This is a genomic window from Enterococcus sp. AZ095b (assembly GCF_051714725.1).
GTDB lineage: Bacteria > Bacillota > Bacilli > Lactobacillales > Enterococcaceae > Enterococcus_B > Enterococcus_B pernyi.
In genome coordinates this window covers 1454243-1473601 of the sequence record NZ_JBIOSL010000001.1, presented here as the reverse complement: position 1 = coordinate 1473601, position 19359 = coordinate 1454243, and the positions used below count along the sequence as shown (strand labels likewise).

Genomic DNA, 19359 nt, shown 5'->3' with positions numbered 1-19359 from the left:
GTGATTCGTATGCGGATCGATACCTTGAACTACCGAAAGAAAATTCCGACACACCCCGCACATTTTTACCAAGTACTTCTTGAAGAACAATTAAACTATTTTCACAGCAAGGACTCTTCAATTACCGAGCTGACAGAAGGAGCAGCCGTCACGACTGCGCTTCAAACAAAACTAGGGCAAGCAACTGTCGAAAGTACGCTAACGATCCAACGTTTAGTCAAAGATGAACTACTTGAAATGACTACTGATTACTCCGGTGGAAAAATCATTCAAACCTACCAACTAAAACGTCATGATGAGCAGCAGTTCACATTGTATTATTCTGAAAGAAATGAACTGGTTGATGCCAAAACGCAGCTGAGTTTGCTTTTTGTCCTGCCATTTTATAAATTCTTTTACAATCGTCAGTTAGCCAAAAGAGTCAATTATTTGATACAAAAGCTCTGATTTCTCCATAAACAAGGAATGGAGGAACAAAACGTCGTTCTCTTCATTCCTTGTCTGTTTTACTAACTAAAAATTAAGAGGTGTTGCCTTCCATGATTGAACAATTAAATAACCGCATATTTCACATGAATAATTCGCAAGTTAGCTTTATTCTCCATGTCATGCAAAATGGACAGATCGAGCAGATTTATTACGGGAAACCTTTACATGGCTTATCTGTCGAAGAAATCGACTACTTGGTCACAGATCAAAATAAATCTGCTGGAACAGTCAAGTTTTTTGAAGATGACCCTAACTTTACGTTGACTGATCATCCACAAGCATATCCTGTGTATGGTTCTTCTGATTTCAAAGAAGGCGCGATCGAACTTTCAAGCAACCAAACGCCTTACTACACAGATTTCCGCTTTGTCGAAGCCACGACTAAAAAAGGCAAGAAAAGAACCTTAAACTGTCCCGCTACCTATGGGAATGAGGAAGAAACTGAAACACTCTCATTGCGATTAATGGATCAGGAACGACAGTTAGAACTAATACTTCATTACACATTATTTTACGATTCCACCGCCATTGTACAAAGTCAGACGCTGATCAATCAATCTGAGGCAGAGTTACAGATCCATCGCATGCTTTCAGGGATCTTGAATCTTTCTACCAAAGCATATGATTTCACTCATTTTTCAGGTGCTTGGTTAAAAGAACGGCATGAAAAGAAACGACCGCTGGAACAAGGAGTCGTAGCGATTGGCTCACTAAAAGGTGCAAGTAGCCATCAGCATAATCCCTTTATCCGGCTAGAACATCAAAATTCAACGCTTGATCAAGGAGAGGTCTATGGAATGAATCTCGTTTATTCCGGTAATTTTCTCGCTCAAGCAGAAGTGGATGAATGGGATAAAACGCGAGTGATGATCGGTATCCATCCGACACAATTTACTTGGGCATTAGCGCCTAAGGAAAGCTTTACGACACCCGAAGCAGTCTTGATGTATAGCGCTGCAGGTACGAATGGTCTTGCCAAACAATTGACACATTTTATCGAAAACTATCTGATTGATCGTCAATGGCAAGACACGCCACGGCCAATCGTCTTCAACAACTGGGAAGCAACGTATTTCGATTTTACTGAGGAAAAACTCTTGTCCCTTGCGACCATTGGAAAAGAATTAGGGATGGAATGTTTTGTCTTAGATGATGGCTGGTTCGGCAAACGAAACAATGATCGTTCCTCATTAGGTGACTGGACGCCTGATAAGCAAAAATTCCCACACGGTTTGGCTTCCTTTGCAACAAAGCTCAAAAACATGGGTCTTCAATTCGGCATGTGGTTCGAGCCTGAAATGATCTCTCCTGATAGTCAGTTATTGGAAAAACATCCAGATTGGGTGGTGAAACATCCCTATTCACGTATCTCGGTGGGACGTGGACAATATGTGCTTGATTTTGCGAATCCGGCGGTTGTTGAAGGAATCTATGAGCAAATGGCAAAGATCATCGAAGAAACGAATTTAACTTATATCAAATGGGATATGAACCGCAATATTACTGAAGCCTATTCCGCTTATTTAGAAAAACAAGGGATGCATCAACAGGAGTTTTTCCATCGCTATGTCCAAGGCGTCTACACGCTTTACGGTAAATTATTGACCAGCTATCCTGATCTTTTGATTGAAGGTTGTGCTGGCGGGGGAGGGAGATATGATTTAGGTATCTTATTTTATAGTCCGCAAATCTGGCCTAGTGATACCAGTGATGGGTTGGAACGCTTAAGTATTCTTAGCGGAACAATGGCAGGATACCCCCTTTCTAGCTTTAGTAATCACGTCTCTGCTTCTCCGAATCATCAAGTATTACGTGAGACCTCTTTATCATTCCGCCAAGATGTAGCCATGTTTGGGCCTTTAGGCTATGAATTAGACCTATTGACTTTGACAGAAGCAGAAAAACAACAGATCAGCGACCGGATCACTTTTTACAAAGCCCATCGTCAGTTGCTGACTCATGGTGAATTTCTCCAGATCTTGCCAAATCATCCGTATGATAATGAAATTTGTTGGGGGGTATTTAATCACGATCGGTCAGAAGCAATCATTGGTTTTTATCAAAAATTAGGACGTGCAAATCCAGCTGCACAGGCATATTTACCACTTCCAGAATGCCTGAATAAGGATAGTTATTATCAAATCAATGAAAAAGAAACGATTAGCGGTCATTTCCTGATGAATGTTGGTCTGAAAAAACCACATTTGTTCAATGGAGCCAACCATACGACGTACCAACTTGCAGGAGACTGTCAATCATTCGTCTATCATTTGGTAGAAAGGAGGGAAATGAAGTGAAGACTTATAATGACACACGTTTACTCCATGGTGGGGATTATAATCCGGAACAATGGTTGAATCACCCTGAAGTTTTGAAAAAAGATTTTGAGTTGATGGACAAAGCACATGTCAATACCGTAACTGTCGGGATCTTTTCATGGAGTACATTAGAACCAGAAGAAGGGGTTTATCACTTTGACTGGTTGGATAAAGTGTTTGAAGAGATGCACAAACGTCAAGGACGTGTGATCTTGGCCACACCAAGTGGCGGACGACCGCAATGGCTGAGTGAAAAATATCCAGAGGTGAATCGAACGAATGCAAAAGGACAAAAGCATCATCATGGCTTTCGCCATAACCATTGCTACACATCCCCTATTTATCGAAAAAAAGTCCAGCAAATCAATCGGCGTTTAGCTGAACGATATGGTGTCCATCCGGCATTATTGCTGTGGCATATCAGTAATGAATACTCAGGAGAATGCTACTGTCCACTTTGTGCAGCCAAATGGCGTGAGTGGGTCAAAGCGAAATATCAAACCTTAGAAGCGGTGAATGACGCTTGGTGGATGACATTTTGGAGTAATGATTATTCCAGTTGGTCACAAGTTGTACCACCTTCGCCTCTTGGAGAACATAAAGTACATGGCATGGACTTAGACTGGAAACGATTTGTGACAGATCGGACGATCGATTTCTTTTTACATGAAATCGAACCGATCAGAGAACTCACACCAGCAATCCCAGTAACGACTAATTTTATGGCAGAAGGCCATGATCAACATGACTTTATTCCCTTGGAAGGACTTGATTATTCCCGATTTGCTGAAGTTGTAGATATCGTCAGTTGGGATAGCTACCCCGACTGGCATAACCCGTACGAATCCTTACATGTGACCGCCATGAAATCAGCTTACGTCCACGATCAATATCGTTCATTGAAGAAACAACCGTTTCTCGTGATGGAATCGACGCCTAGTTACGTGAATTGGCACGCATTCAACAAGGCGAAGAAGCCAGGGATGCACCTGCTCAGTGGGATGCAACAACTGGCACATGGGTCAGATAGCACACTCTATTTTCAATGGCGGCAATCACTAGGAAATTCCGAAAAATTCCACGGGGCGGTGATCGAACATGACAATTCAGAAAACAATCGAGTCTTCCAAGAAGTAGCGGCTTACGGAAAACGATTAGACACTTTGTCTTCGATCAAAGGTACACAAACAGAGGCAAAAGTCGCTATTTTATTTGACTGGGAAAGCAATTGGGCATTAAAAAGAGGCGGTGGTTTTGGTCGTCCAACTCGTCGTTATATCCAAACACTACAAGAACATTACCGATTCTTTTGGGAAAGAGATATCGCTGTTGATATTTTGACGCCAAATCAAGACTTCTCTAATTATGCTTTAGTCGTTGCACCAATGCTCTATTTGATGCGGGAAGAAACAATGGTTGCACTCTCAGAGTATGTCAAAAATGGTGGTACGTTGATTGGTAGCTATTTTACCGGAATGGTCAATGAACACGATCGGTTACATCTTGGAGAATGGTCACAAGTATTGCAAACACTTTTTGGTGTCTTGCCAAAAGAGCTTGATACGCTTTATCCAGATGAACACAATCAAATCCTTTACAAGGAACAAACGTATCAAACAAAAGACTACTGTGGTATCGTCAAAGAAACGACAGGGAAGGTGAGGGCTACTTACCAAAAGGACTTTTATACTGGTACGCCAGCTTTAGTTGAAAATCGCTTAGGGAAGGGGACTGCTTATTATTTAGCGGCTCGTACCAATCTCGATTTTTTAGAAGTATTTTACCAACCGATCATCGAAAAATTAGCGTTGCAACAAGGAATCGTTAAGGCATCACATCCAAAAGTATCGATTCAATCGCGAACAGATGGGACACAGAGTTATTACTTTCTAATGAACTTTTCTGATGAGATGCAACAACTTGAGTTACTTGATCCTCACTTGGCTATCGAAACAAATCAAACGCTTACTGGTATACTAACGTTTGCACCTTACGAAGTGAAAATTCTAAGGAAAGAAAATTAATACGAATGAATACGCCTTTATGTTTTGACAGTTATTTTATTCTTGTTGTAGGATAGAGACAGAGCAACAAGGAGGACGAGAACATGACAAATTATGATGGAGAAAAAGAAAAACGCTTAAGAGGGTCAATGGCGCCTAAAACAGATGATGAAGTTGCATTAGCCGGAACTAATTCAGGTGAAACAACAAATAAAGAAGAGGCGTTAGCTGGGACCAACTCCGGGGAAGAAAAAGAAGTCGCGATGTCTGGTTCAAATGCTGTGGAAGAAGAGTCTGAGCATCCTACAAAGAAACATCATTTGAAGGACGAACTAGAAGAAGTGGTAGAAGAAGCGAAAGAAAAATTTGACGCTTTTAAAACGAAACACAAAGAATAAGTAATCAAAAAAAGAACTTGTATCCACATGAGCCATGTTGAAGGCTTACGGATGCAAGTTCTTTTCTATTTTTTCAAAATAAGTCAAAAAGAGTTTTTTTCGGACCAGCCTTTCATTATAAACTATGATTGCTTATTGTATGTCTAAAGGAGGTGAAACATAGTGGTTGGTCAAACAGACATCATTCAATTATTGACAAAATATTTTATCAATAACACATCTATGATCATCGGTATCACAAGTTTTGTTATTGTTTTGTGTGTTTTTATTTCTGTAAAAATGGTTGCACAACCTAAAATGGAGAAACCATCTAAACAAGCACTCGCCAAAAGTCGGTATAAAAAGAGTAAGTAATCACTGGAACAAAGAGGAGTAGGGGGAAAAAGAAAATGGGCATGTTCTGGGTTTCAACATTTATTGCGCAACAGCAGGAAAATTTTTCACCATCTAGTCAAGCAGGTAAGCTTGCTGCTTTTGTTATGGCGTTTATTATTCAGTTTGGTTTTTCTGGCTTTTTTACGGTTTACTTACTTGTCGTAATTATTTGGCAAATATTCAAATATATAAAAAGAGTGACTCGTAAAGATCGCAGGCATTTTAAAAAAGAAGTTGCGGCTTCATATAAAGTCCAAGAAGAAAGAGTTAAAAGCAATATAGAAAAAGAAAAGGCCCGAGCAAGTAGACAAAGTGATGTCTTTGAGCCATGGAACCAGAATGAGGAGTAAAAAGATTGAGGAACTTTATACTGTATCAGTTTCATCGATTATTCAATACAAATACATATCGGGAAATGTTATTCCAACGAATCAACGAAGCCATCTATTCGACTTATCATGCTGCAAACTATCCTAAATTTACTGGTGAAAATGAAATGGAGCGGTTAGCTAAGAAGCTCAATCGCAGCGAAAGAAGAAAAAACTTGCTCCCTAAACTTGGTGATCCACTCTATAAAAAACCTTCTTCAAGAATTTATGTCGAAGATTTACAACTAAAAATTTCTCCTACTCGTTTGGAAGAAGATCCTAATTTTAGTTATATTTCACGACAATCCAGTACCAATTCTTTACCTGATGAACATCAAACTTATCAACCAACAAAACCTGAACTTATGTCTTTACGATCTAAAGTTAAAAACCTTTCACCGCAAATGACTGCTTTAGCAAAAGCAAATGATCCTTCAACTAAAGAATTGCCCACTTCTCGTAAAGAAATACCAAGAGTGAGAAGAACACAATCTGACTATAAACGTTATTGACTTTCTATAAAAAAAAATTATAGTATATATAATTTCTATATTATTGAAAAATGATGGTAATCGATTTATAATTTTCATGAAAATAACAAAGAACGGATGAAAGGTGTGTTAGACATGAAAAAAACAAGTCGTAAAGTTGTAATCGTAGGTACAGGATTTGTCGGTACAAGTATTGCTTATGCGATGATCAATCAAGGTGTTGCCAATGAACTTGTCTTAATCGATGTCAACCAAGAAAAAGCAGAAGGAGAAGCTTTAGACTTACTAGATGGAATGGCGTGGGGCGAAAAGAACGTTTCTGTATGGTCTGGCACGTATGAAGAATGTCAAGATGCAAATCTAGTGATCTTAACTGCTGGCGTGAACCAAAAACCTGGTCAAACTCGCTTAGATCTAGTGAAAACAAATGCAACAATCACTCGTCAAATCGTTAAAGAAATAATGGCTTCAGGATTTGATGGTATCTTCGTTGTTGCTTCAAACCCAGTCGATATTTTAACTTACTTAACATGGCAAGAATCTGGTTTACCAGCTTCAAGAGTGGTAGGAACTGGAACAACTTTAGATACAACTCGATTCAGAAAAGAAATTGCTTTGAAACTTGCAGTTGATCCACGTAGCGTACACGGTTATATCTTAGGTGAGCATGGGGATTCAGAAGTAGCTGCTTGGTCACATACTACAGTCGGTGGTAAACCAATCATGGAATATGTTGAGAAAGATCATCGTTTAGAAGAAAATGATTTAACCGTACTTGCTGACAAAGTAAAAAATGCAGCTTATGAAATCATTGACCGTAAAAAAGCAACTTATTACGGTATTGGTATGAGTACGACTCGAATCGTCAAAGCCATCCTAAATAATGAACAAGCTGTACTACCAGTTTCAGCTTACTTAAATGGCGAGTATGGTGAAGAAGATATCTTTACTGGTGTGCCATCGATCGTTGATGAAAATGGGGTAAGAGAAATCATTGATCTATCGATCACACCTCAAGAAAAAGCAATGTTCCATCAATCAGTCAGTGAATTAAAATCCGTACTTGATACTGTACGCTAACATCAGCAATGAAATGAACAAAAAACGGGAACAATCGGAATAGCAAAAAAATTATTTCCGATTATTCCCGTTTTTTTTGATGATAGAAGAGTATATAGAAAAGAAAGGAGTATTTATGGGTATAGCTATTATTAATGAAAAAATAATGCCTTTAGTTGGTATTGCGTTTCTATTATGGATCGTGATTCTCAGTTTATTACTTATCTCTTTACTATGGAAGAATAAGAAAGCAAAGTACAGCTGGGATAAAAAAGGAGCCAAGGTTGTTCCGTTAGTTTTGGCTGTTGTTTTACATATTCTATTTGGAGTATTTATTGGGATTATTTTTTATCATATTTCTGTGATCCACTTTTAGTGATAACGGATTCATAAATGTAAAAGAAGAACAAGTTATACCTAAATATTCCTAACCCTCTGCAAAATAATACCTTATGCTATTCAAAATACTCAAGTATACTATCTAGGAGGATTGAAGAATGAATAGGCAAAGAATAAATGCATTGGAAGCCGAACTTTCTGCATTAGAAGCTAAAAAACGCTTTTTAGCTTCTGTCACAGAGGCCGAAAAAAGGCTACCTATTAAAAATTCAAGTTTTAAAGCACACAATGTGACGTAGCAATTGAACGAGTGAATGTAGAAAGGAACATCCAGAAAGTCCGCAGTGAATTATCCAGATTAAGAGATCAAGAAAAATCAAATGTTGTGCGCTCTGGACCTTCTTGGCAACGCTAGACTACGATATTATTGTACGGAACCGCCTCACTTCTTTATGAATTCGTTTATTAGCATTCCTTCAAATCGTAAAGAAGTGGGGTAGATAAAAAAATAGCTAGAACTCTTACAATTTGTTAAATTTATCAACGATTTTTTTCTTCTCCGTTGCGATTTTTTCTAAGTCTAAAATCGCTTTCTTGGCACGCATCAGCTCGATCATTTCAATCATATCTTGTTCATTGGCTTCATTTAATATGTACTGTTTGATTTTTTCTTTCTCTAGTTTGACAATTTTCATTTTTTATCACCTCAGTTATTATTCTATAGATAACATATCACATTAAGCTTGGCCTAAGAGAACCAAAAAAGTGATTTTCGAGGAAAATAAGGAACTTAAATAGCTAAGTTATTTAAAGTAATAATAATAGAATAAGATTGCTAAACTGATCGTTAACATGCGATTTATGAATAAACATATGGAATTAGTAAAACATACTATTAGAATGACTGATATAGATTAGTTGATATTGACGAAGTCATAAAAAATTCTTGAGACCAACTGAAATCTGATGCAAGAATGTCAATCTGATATTTTGTAGATTGTAGGAATATAGATTTAAAATCTAAGTTTTCTGTAAACAGATGGTTGGTAAGTAATAGAAAATAAACAAATCAAGTGCAAAATAATTTTAAAATTTTGCAGAAGGGCCAAAAATCGGTTTTGTGGTAAAATTCGGATTAATTCAGGTTGATAATGGTTTATACTTCATTTGAATCTACTTTGTATAATATATATTATGTAAACTAGAATAAATAAAAAATGATTACGTTCATAATTCCTCGTTCTAACCTCTCTCACTAATCGTAAATTTCCATAATTCTCTAGTTTTTTTGTTATCTGTATTTATTTTTATCATTTGCGCTTTTTTAAGTCATTTTAAGAAAAGTTCGTCCGTAGCTTCGGAAAAAATAAACTACAGACGAACATAATTAAACTTAACTAAGAGAAAATCCTTCAGGTAATTCTTTAAAATAATTCTTTAAAACAGATGTGTCCATTTTTTCACTTCGATATAGGCTACTGGAATAAAAGATAAACCAAGAACCCATAGCCAGTTGGAAAGTCCAATCGTAACAAATCCAAAGATATGTTGTGTCAGAGGGATTGTCACTAATAAGACAATGATCAATGCACCAATTGCTGTAGTTAAGACTAGCAATGGATTGCCCAAAAATTTCAATCGTAAAATAGATACTTCACTGCGACAATTATACATATGGCTGATCGTGGATAACCCTAAGACAATAAATGTCATTGTTTCAGCAATCGCTACTGATTGTGTACGACCAATAACTATAGCCAATAATGTGACGACGGTAAACACGACAGAGATTTCAAGGATCTTAAAGGTCAATCCTCGTGAAAAAATGCTATCGTATTTATGGATCGGTTGTTTTTCCATATTTTTTTCCTCTGCAGGTTCGACACTTAAACTAAAACCAGGGATGCCATCTGCGACTACTTTGATGATCAATAATTGGATCGCTGTAACTGGCGCCCCCCAACCTAAGATCAAAGAAATCAATACGATCGTTAAAGCTGAAATATTACAACCTAACATGGCATATAGAGATTTACGGATATTTTGATACACTCTGCGCCCCTCTTCTACCGCTTGGACGATCGTTGCAAAATGATCGTCTACTAAAACCATATCAGAAGCTTCCTTCGCCACTTCCGTTCCACTCCCCATAGCAATGCCGACGTCCGCTGCTTTTAATGCCGGAGCGTCGTTCACTCCGTCCCCTGTCATGGCGACGATTTCGTCATTTTGTTGAAAAGCTTTAACGATTCGTATCTTGTCCTCAGGTGACGTTCGAGCAAACACTCGACATCTATCGATAGTTTCGGCTAACTGTTTGTCACCCATTCTTTTCAGTTCCGCCCCTGTCATTGCCTGGTCTCCTTCTCCCATTATCCCTACTTCTTTAGCAATACGTGAAGCTGTTAATAAATGATCGCCAGTGATCATAACGGTTTTGATCCCTGCTTTTTTGGCTATTTCCACTGCCTTTGCTGCTTCTTTCCTCGCTGGATCGATAATGCCGATAAAGCCGGCAAATTTCAACTCCTCCTCTAGTTCTTCCTCTGATAATTCTTCAATCGGTTGCTGGAATATCTTGTACGCTACTCCTAATACACGGTACGCTTGATCAGCAAGTTGATCATGTTCCGCTTGGTAATGTTCGCTTGGATTCACCAAGTGCAGCCGATCGAATGCTCCTTTTGTGACTGAAAAATATTCTTGACCCATACGATAGACGACTGTCATACGTTTTCTTTTTGAATCAAAGGGCAATTCTTTGATTTTTTTCAAGTCAGAAAGAGATTCCTGTAATTCTTTCTCCGAAAATCGATCTTTTACAGCTTTTTGAATCGCTAATTCCGTTGGATTGCCCCCTCCATCGTTCTCAGAAGAACCACTCGCAAGATAAAACAGTAAAAGTAGATTTTTTTCCTTGTCTTTAGTGAAGTCTATAAGAATAGGTAATTCTGTTAGAGGAACGATTTTTTTTAACGTCATTTTATTTTCAGTGATCGTACCCGTTTTATCTGAACAAATCACAGAGACACCGCCTACTGTTTCAACAGTTGAAGGTGTTCGAACAATGGTTTTCTTAATTGCCATATTCCCCATTCCCACAGCTAAAGAGATGGTTACGACAACCGGTAATACTTCTGGTATTGCTGCAACTGCCATTGAAATTGCAGTCATGATACTTGATTCCATACTCAAACCTTTTACTAAACCAATTACAATTGCTAAGAAACCAGCAGTAATTGCGACTATTCCTAGTACTTTACCCAATCTTTGCATTTTGATTTGCAGTGGTGCGACATGCGTTCCTTCATTCGTGATTAAATGAGAGATTTTTCCGATTTCTGTAGCTTTACCAGTTTTTTCTACTAAAATCGTTGCTTTACCTGTCACAACCAATGAACCTGAAAATACTAGGTCTTTACGATCACTCAATGCTTCAATATCACTAGCACGATAAGAAGCGTCCTTTTCACTCGGTTCACTTTCTCCAGTCAAAAATGATTCGTCAACAAAGAAATTAGTACTTGTAATTACTTTCGCGTCAGCAGGGACACGATCACCCAATTTAAGTTGTACGATATCACCAGGAACGATCTCAGAGCTGTTGATTTCTTTAACGGAACTTTCTCTCAAGACACGGCTAGATGGCGTACTCATTTTTTTCAGTTGATCCATTGATTTTTCCGCACTTTTTTGTTGCTGTATCGACAAATAAAGATTTAATAGGACAATTGAAAAGATGACAATCGGTTCTGTAAAATCATCCGGATGTGTTTGATAAGCAATAAACGTAGATAGTCCTGTGGCAACAAGTAAAATCAAAATCGTGATATCTTTCATTGCTTCTTTGAAATAAACAATAAAAGATTTAGTTGACTGAGTGTCAATCGAGTTTACACCGTAGTATTCTAATCGATCGTTTGCTTCTTGTTCCGTCAATCCTTTTTGTCTATCTGTCTGTAAGTTTTCTATTTTCATTCTGCCTATTCCCTCCCAAAACAAAAAGGAGCCAGGCAAACGAACCATTAAAGCCTACGGTTCGTTTGTCTGACTCCTACAAGATCGTTCCGGCGAACGCTCTTAAGTCATAAATTTTTTATGAAGTTATTATTTCACAGTTCAAGCAATGGGTCAAGGGAGAAGTTGATAAAAGAATGTTCCTCTGAGTACAAAGTAAATTGACCCTTCCGTTCATTTGTATTACGATAAATAAACACGATAGAAAAGGAGCCTTGTCCGATGCTGATACGAGAAATCAAACCACAAGATGATCCAATCATCAAAGAAATTATTCAAACTTCCCTAGAATCACTCGATTTAGCGATTGAAGGAACTGCCTATTTCGACCCACAATTAGACCATTTAACAGACTACTACCATGCTCTCCCCTGTGCTGCTTATTGGGTGGTGGAATTAGAAAATAAAGTAGTTGGCGGAATCGGAATCACACCTTTTGACGAGCAAAAGCAGATATGTGAATTACAAAAATTGTACTTAGCCCCAGAAGCAAAAGGTTTAGGAATTGCCAACCAATTGATGGAAACAGCATTGTCTTATGCCACTCAACATTACCGTCAATGCTATTTAGAAACGATGCATTTATTAAAGCCAGCTTGTAAACTATATGAAAAGTTCGGCTTTCACTTGATAGCTGATCCACTAGCAGGTTCTGAACACTCGACGATGGACGCTTGGTATATTAAAGAGTTAAAAAAAGACGGCGAATAAGGAAATTTTTCTCTTATCGTCGTCTTTTTTATCTATTTATATGAACTGTTGAATAAATTGCGTAATCACCGGTAAGAAATAAACAACACCCGCCGCAGCTAATACGAAAAGCAACTGTTTCCGCTGTTTCTTTCTTTTCAGTAGACTACTCGTTGTATGCAACAAGTAAGTGCCACTTTTGGCTGCTGCGGTCAAAGTTGTCAAAATGACCGTCGGTGAGTAGCCAGTCGGATGTTTTGTAATAGCTAATAATTTGGTTCCGTATTCTGGATATGCAATAACTGCTTGATATAGCGCAACCAGCGTTAACAACCCCATTGCATAATTCAAAAGCGAATTGATTTTTTTCACGTACAAGTACTCCTCTAATAATGATTACTTTAGTATTTTTTTGTTTAGGTATTTTTACTTTTCGGAATATATATACCTACTCTTGTTTTTCCATCCAAGGAAATGAAAAGCCGATCGTTAAATCTTCTTTCAAAATAAGGACAGCATCAAACTTTCCTTTTTTCCCCGTGAATCCTTTGACCACTTTTCTGGTCTTTCCCTTTGAGAGTAACTCTCTAAGATTTGTTTTAGTCAATTTCTTCTTAGCAATCGTAGGCCATAATTTAAAATCACATTCCTTGTTCGTACATGTCGCGATTTTTGGATACAACATCACAATGCCTTTTTTACATTTCGGACAACGCCCGACTTGGTCATTCTTCTTCTCCATTGCTTCGATTTGCATCAAGCCGCTTTGCTCTTCCGACAAGTCGACTGTTTTTACTTGTTCTGGGACGACTTCTAATAAATGCAGAATAAATTTTTTGATATTTTCTAAAAAGACTTCCGGTGTTCCTTGCCGTTCACCGATTTTTTTTAGATAACTTTCCCACCGCGCCGTCATCTCAGCACTTGTCAGTAAAGATTCTCCTGCTACTACTTTACACAAAGTGATACCTTTGGCAGTCACTTGAATATCATTTTTATTGACTTCGATATAGTGCCTTTGTTTCAAGTTTTCAATAATGCTCGCGCGGGTAGCTTCCGTTCCGATTCCTTCCACTTCTTTCAGAATCTCTTGCGCTTCTTCATCATCTAAGGTCTTTCCTGCGGTTTTCATCGCAGTGATCAGCGTTCCCTCATTGTAGGGCTTAGGCGGTTGAGTCTCTTTCTCAAGCCTTCTCAGATCAACAGCCACTACCTCTTGTTCACTAACTTTAGGCAAAAGCTGACCATCTGATTTTTTCTTGCTTTTTACGGTCAAGATTTGTTGCCAGCCTTCTGCAATCGGACGTTTCCCGACACTTTTTAAACGCAATCGTTCCACTCCTGTAAGGATCACGGTTTCTTCATAGCGATAATTTTCTGCAAACATTGCTAAAGTCGTACGCATCACCTTCAAATAGATCGCTTGCTCTAGTCGGGAAAGCTTCGCAAAACGTTCCTTCGTCGGTATCGTTTTTGTGGGAATGATCGCATGATGCTCTTGGACTTTTTTTGCATCCACATATCGTTTTTTAGGAAATGTTTCTGGTGTCGCTACCTCTGTGATCCCTAAAAACGCTTTATAGCGATCAAGATTTTGGACAAGATACTGGTGTTCGCTTTCTGTAATGTAAAAAGAATCTGTTCGAGGATAACTCAAAAACTTACTTTCGTACAAACCTTGAACTGCATCAAGTGTGGCTTTCGCACTGACTTTCATCAGTTGATTCATTTTCGATTGTAAACTTGACAAAGAAAACAAACGTGGACTACTTTGTTGTTTTTCTTTTTTCGTTACTTGTAAGATCGTTCCTTGTTGTTTTCCTAAATGCGCTCCTTTTCCCTCAATCGCAGTAACTAATTCGTTCGCAGTCTTAAAAGTTTGTTTCGGCTCGATTTTACCGACAAACTGCCCATGTTGACTTTTGATCTGCGCTTCTCCTTCGAAATAAGGCTCTTTTTTAAACTTCCTGATTTCTTCTTGTAACTGGTAGATCATATAAAGCGTTGGTGTTTGCACGCGCCCTAAGGAGAAGCTACCTGAGATTCCTTTTTGTTGCAGCAGCAAACTATACAGTGGACTGCCATTCATCCCGATCAGCCAATCCGCATGTTGACGTGCTTGTGCTTCTTTGTATTTTGGATAAAATTGCTCCGCCGGTTTCAGTTGTTTGAACCCTTGATAAATGGCTTCTTTTTCCAATGAATTGATCCATAAACGTAAGTACTGCTTTTGCTTCGTAAAGGCTTTTGCTTGCTGGATGATCGACCAAGCAATCGCTTCACCTTCACGGTCACTATCTGTTGCGATAATGATCGTATTAGCTGCTTGCAATTGTCGTTTGACAATGGCGAATTGGCTCCGTTTCTCTGGAGGCACCGTATATTTAAATTGGTCAGGAAATATCGGCAAGTTGGGCAATGACCACTTCGCCCAGCGTTCTTCATACTCTCCAGGAGGAACCATTTCCACTAAATGACCAAATCCATAAGTGATTGTTACTTCACCTGTGAATAGTGGATCGCTGACTTCAAAATAACCTTCCTGCTTTTTCTTTTTTTTGAACGTTTCCGCATACGCTTTTGCTTGAGAAGGCTTTTCAGCAAGTATCACTGTTTTCATGTTTTTCCTCCTCTTGATAAAATAAGAATTCTTTAACAGTTTACCAAATGGTTTTCAAAAAGAATAGCGAAAAAATTGAAGATGTTTTTGTTGAATGGAAAAAAGCGTTACAAAAAAATAACTATAATCACCTAAAGAAGAACATTTACCTTTTTATTATTATCATGCTGTTATTTTTAAATAAGGATAAAAACATTGATAAAAGAACAGCATGTCTTAACATATAATTAGTATTTGCAAAGAAAATAGCTATATAAAAAAATGAGTTTTTTTATAATTATAATTTTAAATAAACTTGAAGTTTATTGTTATATTTTGGAAAATATAATTAAGCAACCTACGACACAAATAAGGAGGTTTTTGGTAGTTGAACTGTTGGTAGTCACTCAAGCCATTTGATAAAAAGGAGTAAAAAATGAAAAAATTTTATCGCCTATTACTTGTTGGTCTGTTGCTCGCACCTTTTGCCACTTTGCCATTTGATGTCCACGCCCAAGAAGCGATCGCTGGCGAAATAACCCAACCTGACGAAACCATCGTTCCGATCGATACCACCTCAGCGATTCCTTCGTCCGCAGAACCACAAAATGCAGCAGTTGCCTTAAACGTTTTTAATGGAATCAGCATGTCTGCTTATGCATCTGGTTTATCAGGTAGTACACTTAGCGCTGGCTTACTGTCGACCGCCGCCTCCGCTGTTCTTGCCCCCGCTCTACTAGGAATTGGTCTAGGGGTCGGTTTTTATCAGCTCGGTGCCTCTTTAGGCGTAGCAACAGCTGATTTAGCGAAAACAAACAGTGGCTTATTTGAATCGATCGGTAGCAGTGCCTCCACTCAAAATGAACTGAACGCTTTTGCAATGTCTGGAATTGATTCGACAACAAATACCTACAATTTCTCCGCAGCCTTACAAAACCGCTACGCACAAGATGTAACAAGCAATGCGTTGATGCGTGAGTACTTGACTGGCGAGAGCGACCACGGAATCTTTACTTTCAGCGTCAGTGACCGTGTTGAACTTTATCGTCGCTACATCAACTACACCATCCCTTGGACACAACGGGAACAAGCAGCGGTGGTCGGACGTAACACGTCACTAGCCGATTCTCTCTCCCAGAATGAGTTTTTCGTTTTAGAAAGCATCCAGTATGGCGAATCCGTTCGTGGTGCAGATGATGCCATCTTGAACATCACCGGTTCTTCTTACTACGGCTATGATTTCCCAGAACCTTTTAACTATCAAGTCAAGCTTGATACGAGCATCTCTACGCTCTTAACAGAGATCACAACAAAAGAACAATTGCTCGACTACGTCCAAGCAACCACACCATTTGAATTCGGGGTCGTCAATGAACCTTCTAAAGCCTTAGCTATTGAAACTGCCCAAGAAATGGCTGTCGCATATGATGAACGAACCAGCCAAATCAGCCAAAGTTTAAGCGAAGCCTTGGCTCCAAACAACAATGGGTTAGACTTTGACCCATCAGGAATGATCGCTACATTATATGGTGCCGCAGTTGTATTGGATCACGCTGGGAACTTTATCTATGCTCAAACGCAACAAGCCGTTCCAGCGCATTTAGTTGGAGCGATTGAGTTTTCTTATAGTGCTGAGGCACTACCAAATGATGATTCGATCACTATTGATGGGAAACGTGGGGTGTTGGATGAAGAGACTGGAGATATTGTTGAAGATAAAACAAGAAATATTTTAGTTAGAGGTGCAATGGGTGTATCTTGGGATGCTCTAAGTTTAGCTAGAATATTAGCTAATATTAAACAGTTAACCACAGTTGAAGAAGAAGAGGAGGAGGAAGAGGAAGAATGGTATACACCCTTAGATTTATATTATGATGAAAATTTTGCTTTTGGTGGAAAAGGTCATACAATTGATAAGCATGTATCTAAAGAAAGAGATTATTTAGAGAAGCGTATTACTAATGAAAAAATAGAATCCGCTACTACTTTCTACGACGTCGAAAGTGCTGTAATTATGATAAACGCTAGCATTTCTACTGCTCGATCACAAAATTATCTATCGGGAAAGCACCCTCCCCTAGTATATAAGAACCTGGGAACTATAGACTATAATCCAAATTATAATACATTAAGCTATATATCTATTGATAATGTGTTTCCTGGTAAAAGTTTTGGTTGGGGACTTCAAGAATTGATAAACGGGCAAATTGTTGAACACTCAAAAATATTTGAAGGCTTCGTTTATATACAAAGAAGAAGTAAAATCGTAAAAAATAACAGAAAATTCTATATTCGGACTAGTCATCCACATATAGAATCTTTAAGATAGTATTCATAAAACATGCTCTAACACTATATGCCACTGGAAGTCACATGATGACTTTCAGTGGCATATTATTATACTTGATCAATTGTGTCATTCAATCAGCTATTGAAATTCCGATCACTGTAAATTTATGTTGCGCTTTGTCATAAATCGTCCATAAAAATCCATCATATAATTCTCTTCCAAAAGAAAAGTAATTTGACCATTCGCTGTTCCATTCATACACCGTTAGCGTTTTTTTGTTAGGAAATAACCAATCATTAAGTTGTATAAAGTGGTTTTTTTTACCACCATAACTATACGGAGGATGAAGAAAAAGAAAGGTATACATAGATTGATAACCACCTGCACTTTTGTTGTCTATTGATATTAACTCCTCGATCGTTGAGAGTTTCCCATACATTAAGTCTGGATTCACGGCATATCTATACTGGAGTTGATTGCCATATCTAGGTAAACAATCAAAATAAAGTAATTCAGTATAGTAAATTCCCGGAACATCCCTTTTTTCATTCATCACTTTAATAAATTCAAGTGCTACTTTTCGATGACTAGAGCGCCCTTTATACTCGCTCTCCTCGAAAAAAACATAATCTATCAAAAGACCCTGCACTGGAATGTTTCTCTTGTGTGCATTTTGTTTAAACTCGAATGTTTCTTTTCTCAATAATCTCATGATCGACCTCCTTCTTTCTCAAGTTCCTAAAACTGTGAACTTCTTACTTTCTTCATCGTAAACTGTCCATAAGTAAGCAGCTCCACTCATCTTCTTTATGTAAGAAAAATAATCTGACCAAGTATTGTTCCATTGATAAATAATCAGTTTGGCTCTATTTTCAAAGATATGATTGTTCAATTGAATAAAATCTTTCTCCTCTCCTTTATAAGATGAAGATAATTTAAAGAAAGCAGTGGCATAATCGGAAGTATATTTCTTGTCCGAATCATAGGCTGTAGAAAAGAAAACATTCCCTTCGATTATAAACCCTTGCATCAGTAGTTGATTGATGGAATAAGTTTTTCTCAGATTGACAGGGAAATTTACTCTATCCGTATACTCAATTTTTGTATGTCCTCTCTTTTGATTGATTGCTGTCACAAAGGCAAGTGCTGCTTCTTTGTGACTTTCTTCCCCATTGTAATTTTCTTCATGGAAGAAGCCGTAAGTAAGTAAAAGCTCTTTCATACAGATATTTTTTTCAACCATAGTCAGTACAAAACGATCTGTTTCCTTTTCCAAAAATTTCATCTTTCCCTCCTCTAGAAATGTCGTATGTACTCGATAGTATTTTTCACGTAGTATTCAGTACCTCATCGAAGCACCTATCACTGTAAATTTTTCAGTTTCCCTCTCATAAATCGTCCATAAATAAGCCCCATACTCCTCTCTCCCTATTGAAAAATAATTTGACCAATCATTATTCCATTGGTAGATTATTAGGTTCTCTTGTACAGGAAATAGATACTCATTGGCTTTTAAAAAAATCTCTTCTCGCTGAGGTTTATATATCTGTGAGAGTATGGAATAAGTATAGGAAGATTCATATTTACCATTCTCACATTTAGTAGAGAAAAAGGCAGGGGGCAATACTGATTTCGCATACATCAACTCTGGGTTCACTGCATAAGGATAAGCCAAAGACTTAATAAAAATAGGTAGATCATCAAAACAATGTAATTCTGTTGAATGAACACATGAGTACCCTACTCTTTTTTTGTTCATCACCTTTATAAATTCAATCGCTGCTTGTTGATGACTCTCCACATTTCGATAATTCTTCTCTTTAAAGTAGACAAAGTCTAAATTTAAACGTCTTGTAAATAATGCTTTCTCCTCTAATTTTTGGCTCAATACTTCTGTTTCCTGTAGTAAAAACTCCATATTAT

The 19359-nt window shown here is 37.9% G+C and carries 19 protein-coding genes; 12 read left to right on the top strand and 7 right to left on the bottom strand.

Annotated elements, in window-relative coordinates; genetic code table 11:
* The first annotated feature begins 9 nt into the window (after nucleotides 1–9).
* From IGJ99_RS07065 to IGJ99_RS07020, 10 genes are all read left to right on the top strand, one after another.
* On the top strand, nucleotides 10–447 hold the full coding sequence (locus tag IGJ99_RS07065; RefSeq protein WP_010735471.1) for a DUF3284 domain-containing protein: 438 nt from the start codon (nucleotides 10–12) through the stop codon (nucleotides 445–447).
* Nucleotides 448–539: 92 nt separating this feature from the next.
* Complete coding sequence (locus tag IGJ99_RS07060; RefSeq protein WP_438770714.1) at nucleotides 540–2786, top strand: alpha-galactosidase; 2247 nt, start codon at nucleotides 540–542, stop codon at nucleotides 2784–2786.
* Complete coding sequence (locus IGJ99_RS07055; protein WP_077151332.1) at nucleotides 2783–4831, top strand: beta-galactosidase; 2049 nt, start codon at nucleotides 2783–2785, stop codon at nucleotides 4829–4831. Before IGJ99_RS07060 ends, IGJ99_RS07055 begins: the two co-directional genes overlap by 4 nt.
* Before the next feature lie 83 nt (nucleotides 4832–4914).
* Nucleotides 4915–5208, top strand: a complete 294-nt coding sequence (locus IGJ99_RS07050) for a hypothetical protein (RefSeq protein ID WP_010735475.1) — start codon at nucleotides 4915–4917, stop codon at nucleotides 5206–5208.
* A gap of 162 nt (nucleotides 5209–5370) precedes the next feature.
* Nucleotides 5371–5562: a hypothetical protein gene (locus tag IGJ99_RS07045; RefSeq protein WP_019724541.1), complete on the top strand. Its 192-nt coding sequence runs from the start codon at nucleotides 5371–5373 to the stop codon at nucleotides 5560–5562.
* Nucleotides 5563–5597: 35 nt separating this feature from the next.
* A complete protein-coding gene (locus IGJ99_RS07040) occupies nucleotides 5598–5933 on the top strand; it encodes a hypothetical protein (protein WP_077151333.1) in 336 nt (111 codons plus the stop codon).
* A 5-nt stretch (nucleotides 5934–5938) separates the two neighbouring features.
* Nucleotides 5939–6463: a hypothetical protein gene (locus tag IGJ99_RS07035; RefSeq protein ID WP_077151334.1), complete on the top strand. Its 525-nt coding sequence runs from the start codon at nucleotides 5939–5941 to the stop codon at nucleotides 6461–6463.
* A gap of 114 nt (nucleotides 6464–6577) precedes the next feature.
* Nucleotides 6578–7522, top strand: coding sequence for an L-lactate dehydrogenase (locus IGJ99_RS07030; protein ID WP_438770713.1), 945 nt, complete (start codon nucleotides 6578–6580; stop codon nucleotides 7520–7522).
* Between the two features lie 79 nt (nucleotides 7523–7601).
* Entirely contained in the window at nucleotides 7602–7877 is a 276-nt protein-coding gene (locus IGJ99_RS07025) for a hypothetical protein (RefSeq protein WP_438770712.1), read from the top strand.
* Between the two features lie 121 nt (nucleotides 7878–7998).
* Nucleotides 7999–8139, top strand: coding sequence for a hypothetical protein (locus IGJ99_RS07020; protein ID WP_438748019.1), 141 nt, complete (start codon nucleotides 7999–8001; stop codon nucleotides 8137–8139).
* A gap of 222 nt (nucleotides 8140–8361) precedes the next feature.
* Here the strand turns inward: IGJ99_RS07020 and IGJ99_RS07015 are convergent, their stop codons facing one another.
* Both IGJ99_RS07015 and IGJ99_RS07010 read right to left on the bottom strand, forming a co-directional pair.
* A complete protein-coding gene (locus IGJ99_RS07015) occupies nucleotides 8362–8535 on the bottom strand; it encodes a hypothetical protein (protein WP_179099911.1) in 174 nt (57 codons plus the stop codon).
* A gap of 742 nt (nucleotides 8536–9277) precedes the next feature.
* Nucleotides 9278–11818, bottom strand: coding sequence for a cation-translocating P-type ATPase (locus IGJ99_RS07010; protein ID WP_438770711.1), 2541 nt, complete (start codon nucleotides 11816–11818; stop codon nucleotides 9278–9280).
* A gap of 261 nt (nucleotides 11819–12079) precedes the next feature.
* Here IGJ99_RS07010 and IGJ99_RS07005 point away from each other — a divergent pair, with 261 nt between their 5' ends.
* Nucleotides 12080–12568, top strand: coding sequence for a GNAT family N-acetyltransferase (locus tag IGJ99_RS07005; protein ID WP_077151336.1), 489 nt, complete (start codon nucleotides 12080–12082; stop codon nucleotides 12566–12568).
* Nucleotides 12569–12604: 36 nt separating this feature from the next.
* Here the strand turns inward: IGJ99_RS07005 and IGJ99_RS07000 are convergent, their stop codons facing one another.
* Together IGJ99_RS07000 and IGJ99_RS06995 are read right to left on the bottom strand one after the other, a co-directional pair.
* On the bottom strand, nucleotides 12605–12919 hold the full coding sequence (locus tag IGJ99_RS07000; RefSeq protein WP_010735484.1) for a hypothetical protein: 315 nt from the start codon (nucleotides 12917–12919) through the stop codon (nucleotides 12605–12607).
* Nucleotides 12920–12995: 76 nt separating this feature from the next.
* Nucleotides 12996–15167 (bottom strand): DNA topoisomerase 3, encoded by a 2172-nt coding sequence (locus IGJ99_RS06995; protein WP_438770710.1) that lies wholly within the window; start codon nucleotides 15165–15167, stop codon nucleotides 12996–12998.
* A gap of 415 nt (nucleotides 15168–15582) precedes the next feature.
* Here IGJ99_RS06995 and IGJ99_RS06990 point away from each other — a divergent pair, with 415 nt between their 5' ends.
* A complete protein-coding gene (locus tag IGJ99_RS06990; RefSeq protein WP_438770709.1) occupies nucleotides 15583–17475 on the top strand; it encodes an RNase A-like domain-containing protein in 1893 nt (630 codons plus the stop codon).
* A 91-nt stretch (nucleotides 17476–17566) separates the two neighbouring features.
* Here IGJ99_RS06990 and IGJ99_RS06985 read toward each other — a convergent pair whose 3' ends face one another.
* The 3 genes from IGJ99_RS06985 to IGJ99_RS06975 are packed head-to-tail and all read right to left on the bottom strand — an operon-like array spanning nucleotide 17567 to nucleotide 19354.
* Nucleotides 17567–18148, bottom strand: coding sequence for a hypothetical protein (locus IGJ99_RS06985; protein ID WP_349519433.1), 582 nt, complete (start codon nucleotides 18146–18148; stop codon nucleotides 17567–17569).
* An 18-nt stretch (nucleotides 18149–18166) separates the two neighbouring features.
* Nucleotides 18167–18721 carry a hypothetical protein gene (locus IGJ99_RS06980; protein WP_137072423.1) on the bottom strand — a complete coding sequence of 185 codons (555 nt, stop codon included), beginning with the start codon at nucleotides 18719–18721 and terminating at the stop codon, nucleotides 18167–18169.
* 54 nt (nucleotides 18722–18775) lie between these two features.
* Nucleotides 18776–19354 (bottom strand): hypothetical protein, encoded by a 579-nt coding sequence (locus IGJ99_RS06975; RefSeq protein WP_438770708.1) that lies wholly within the window; start codon nucleotides 19352–19354, stop codon nucleotides 18776–18778.
* Between the last annotated feature and the right edge of the window lie 5 nt (nucleotides 19355–19359).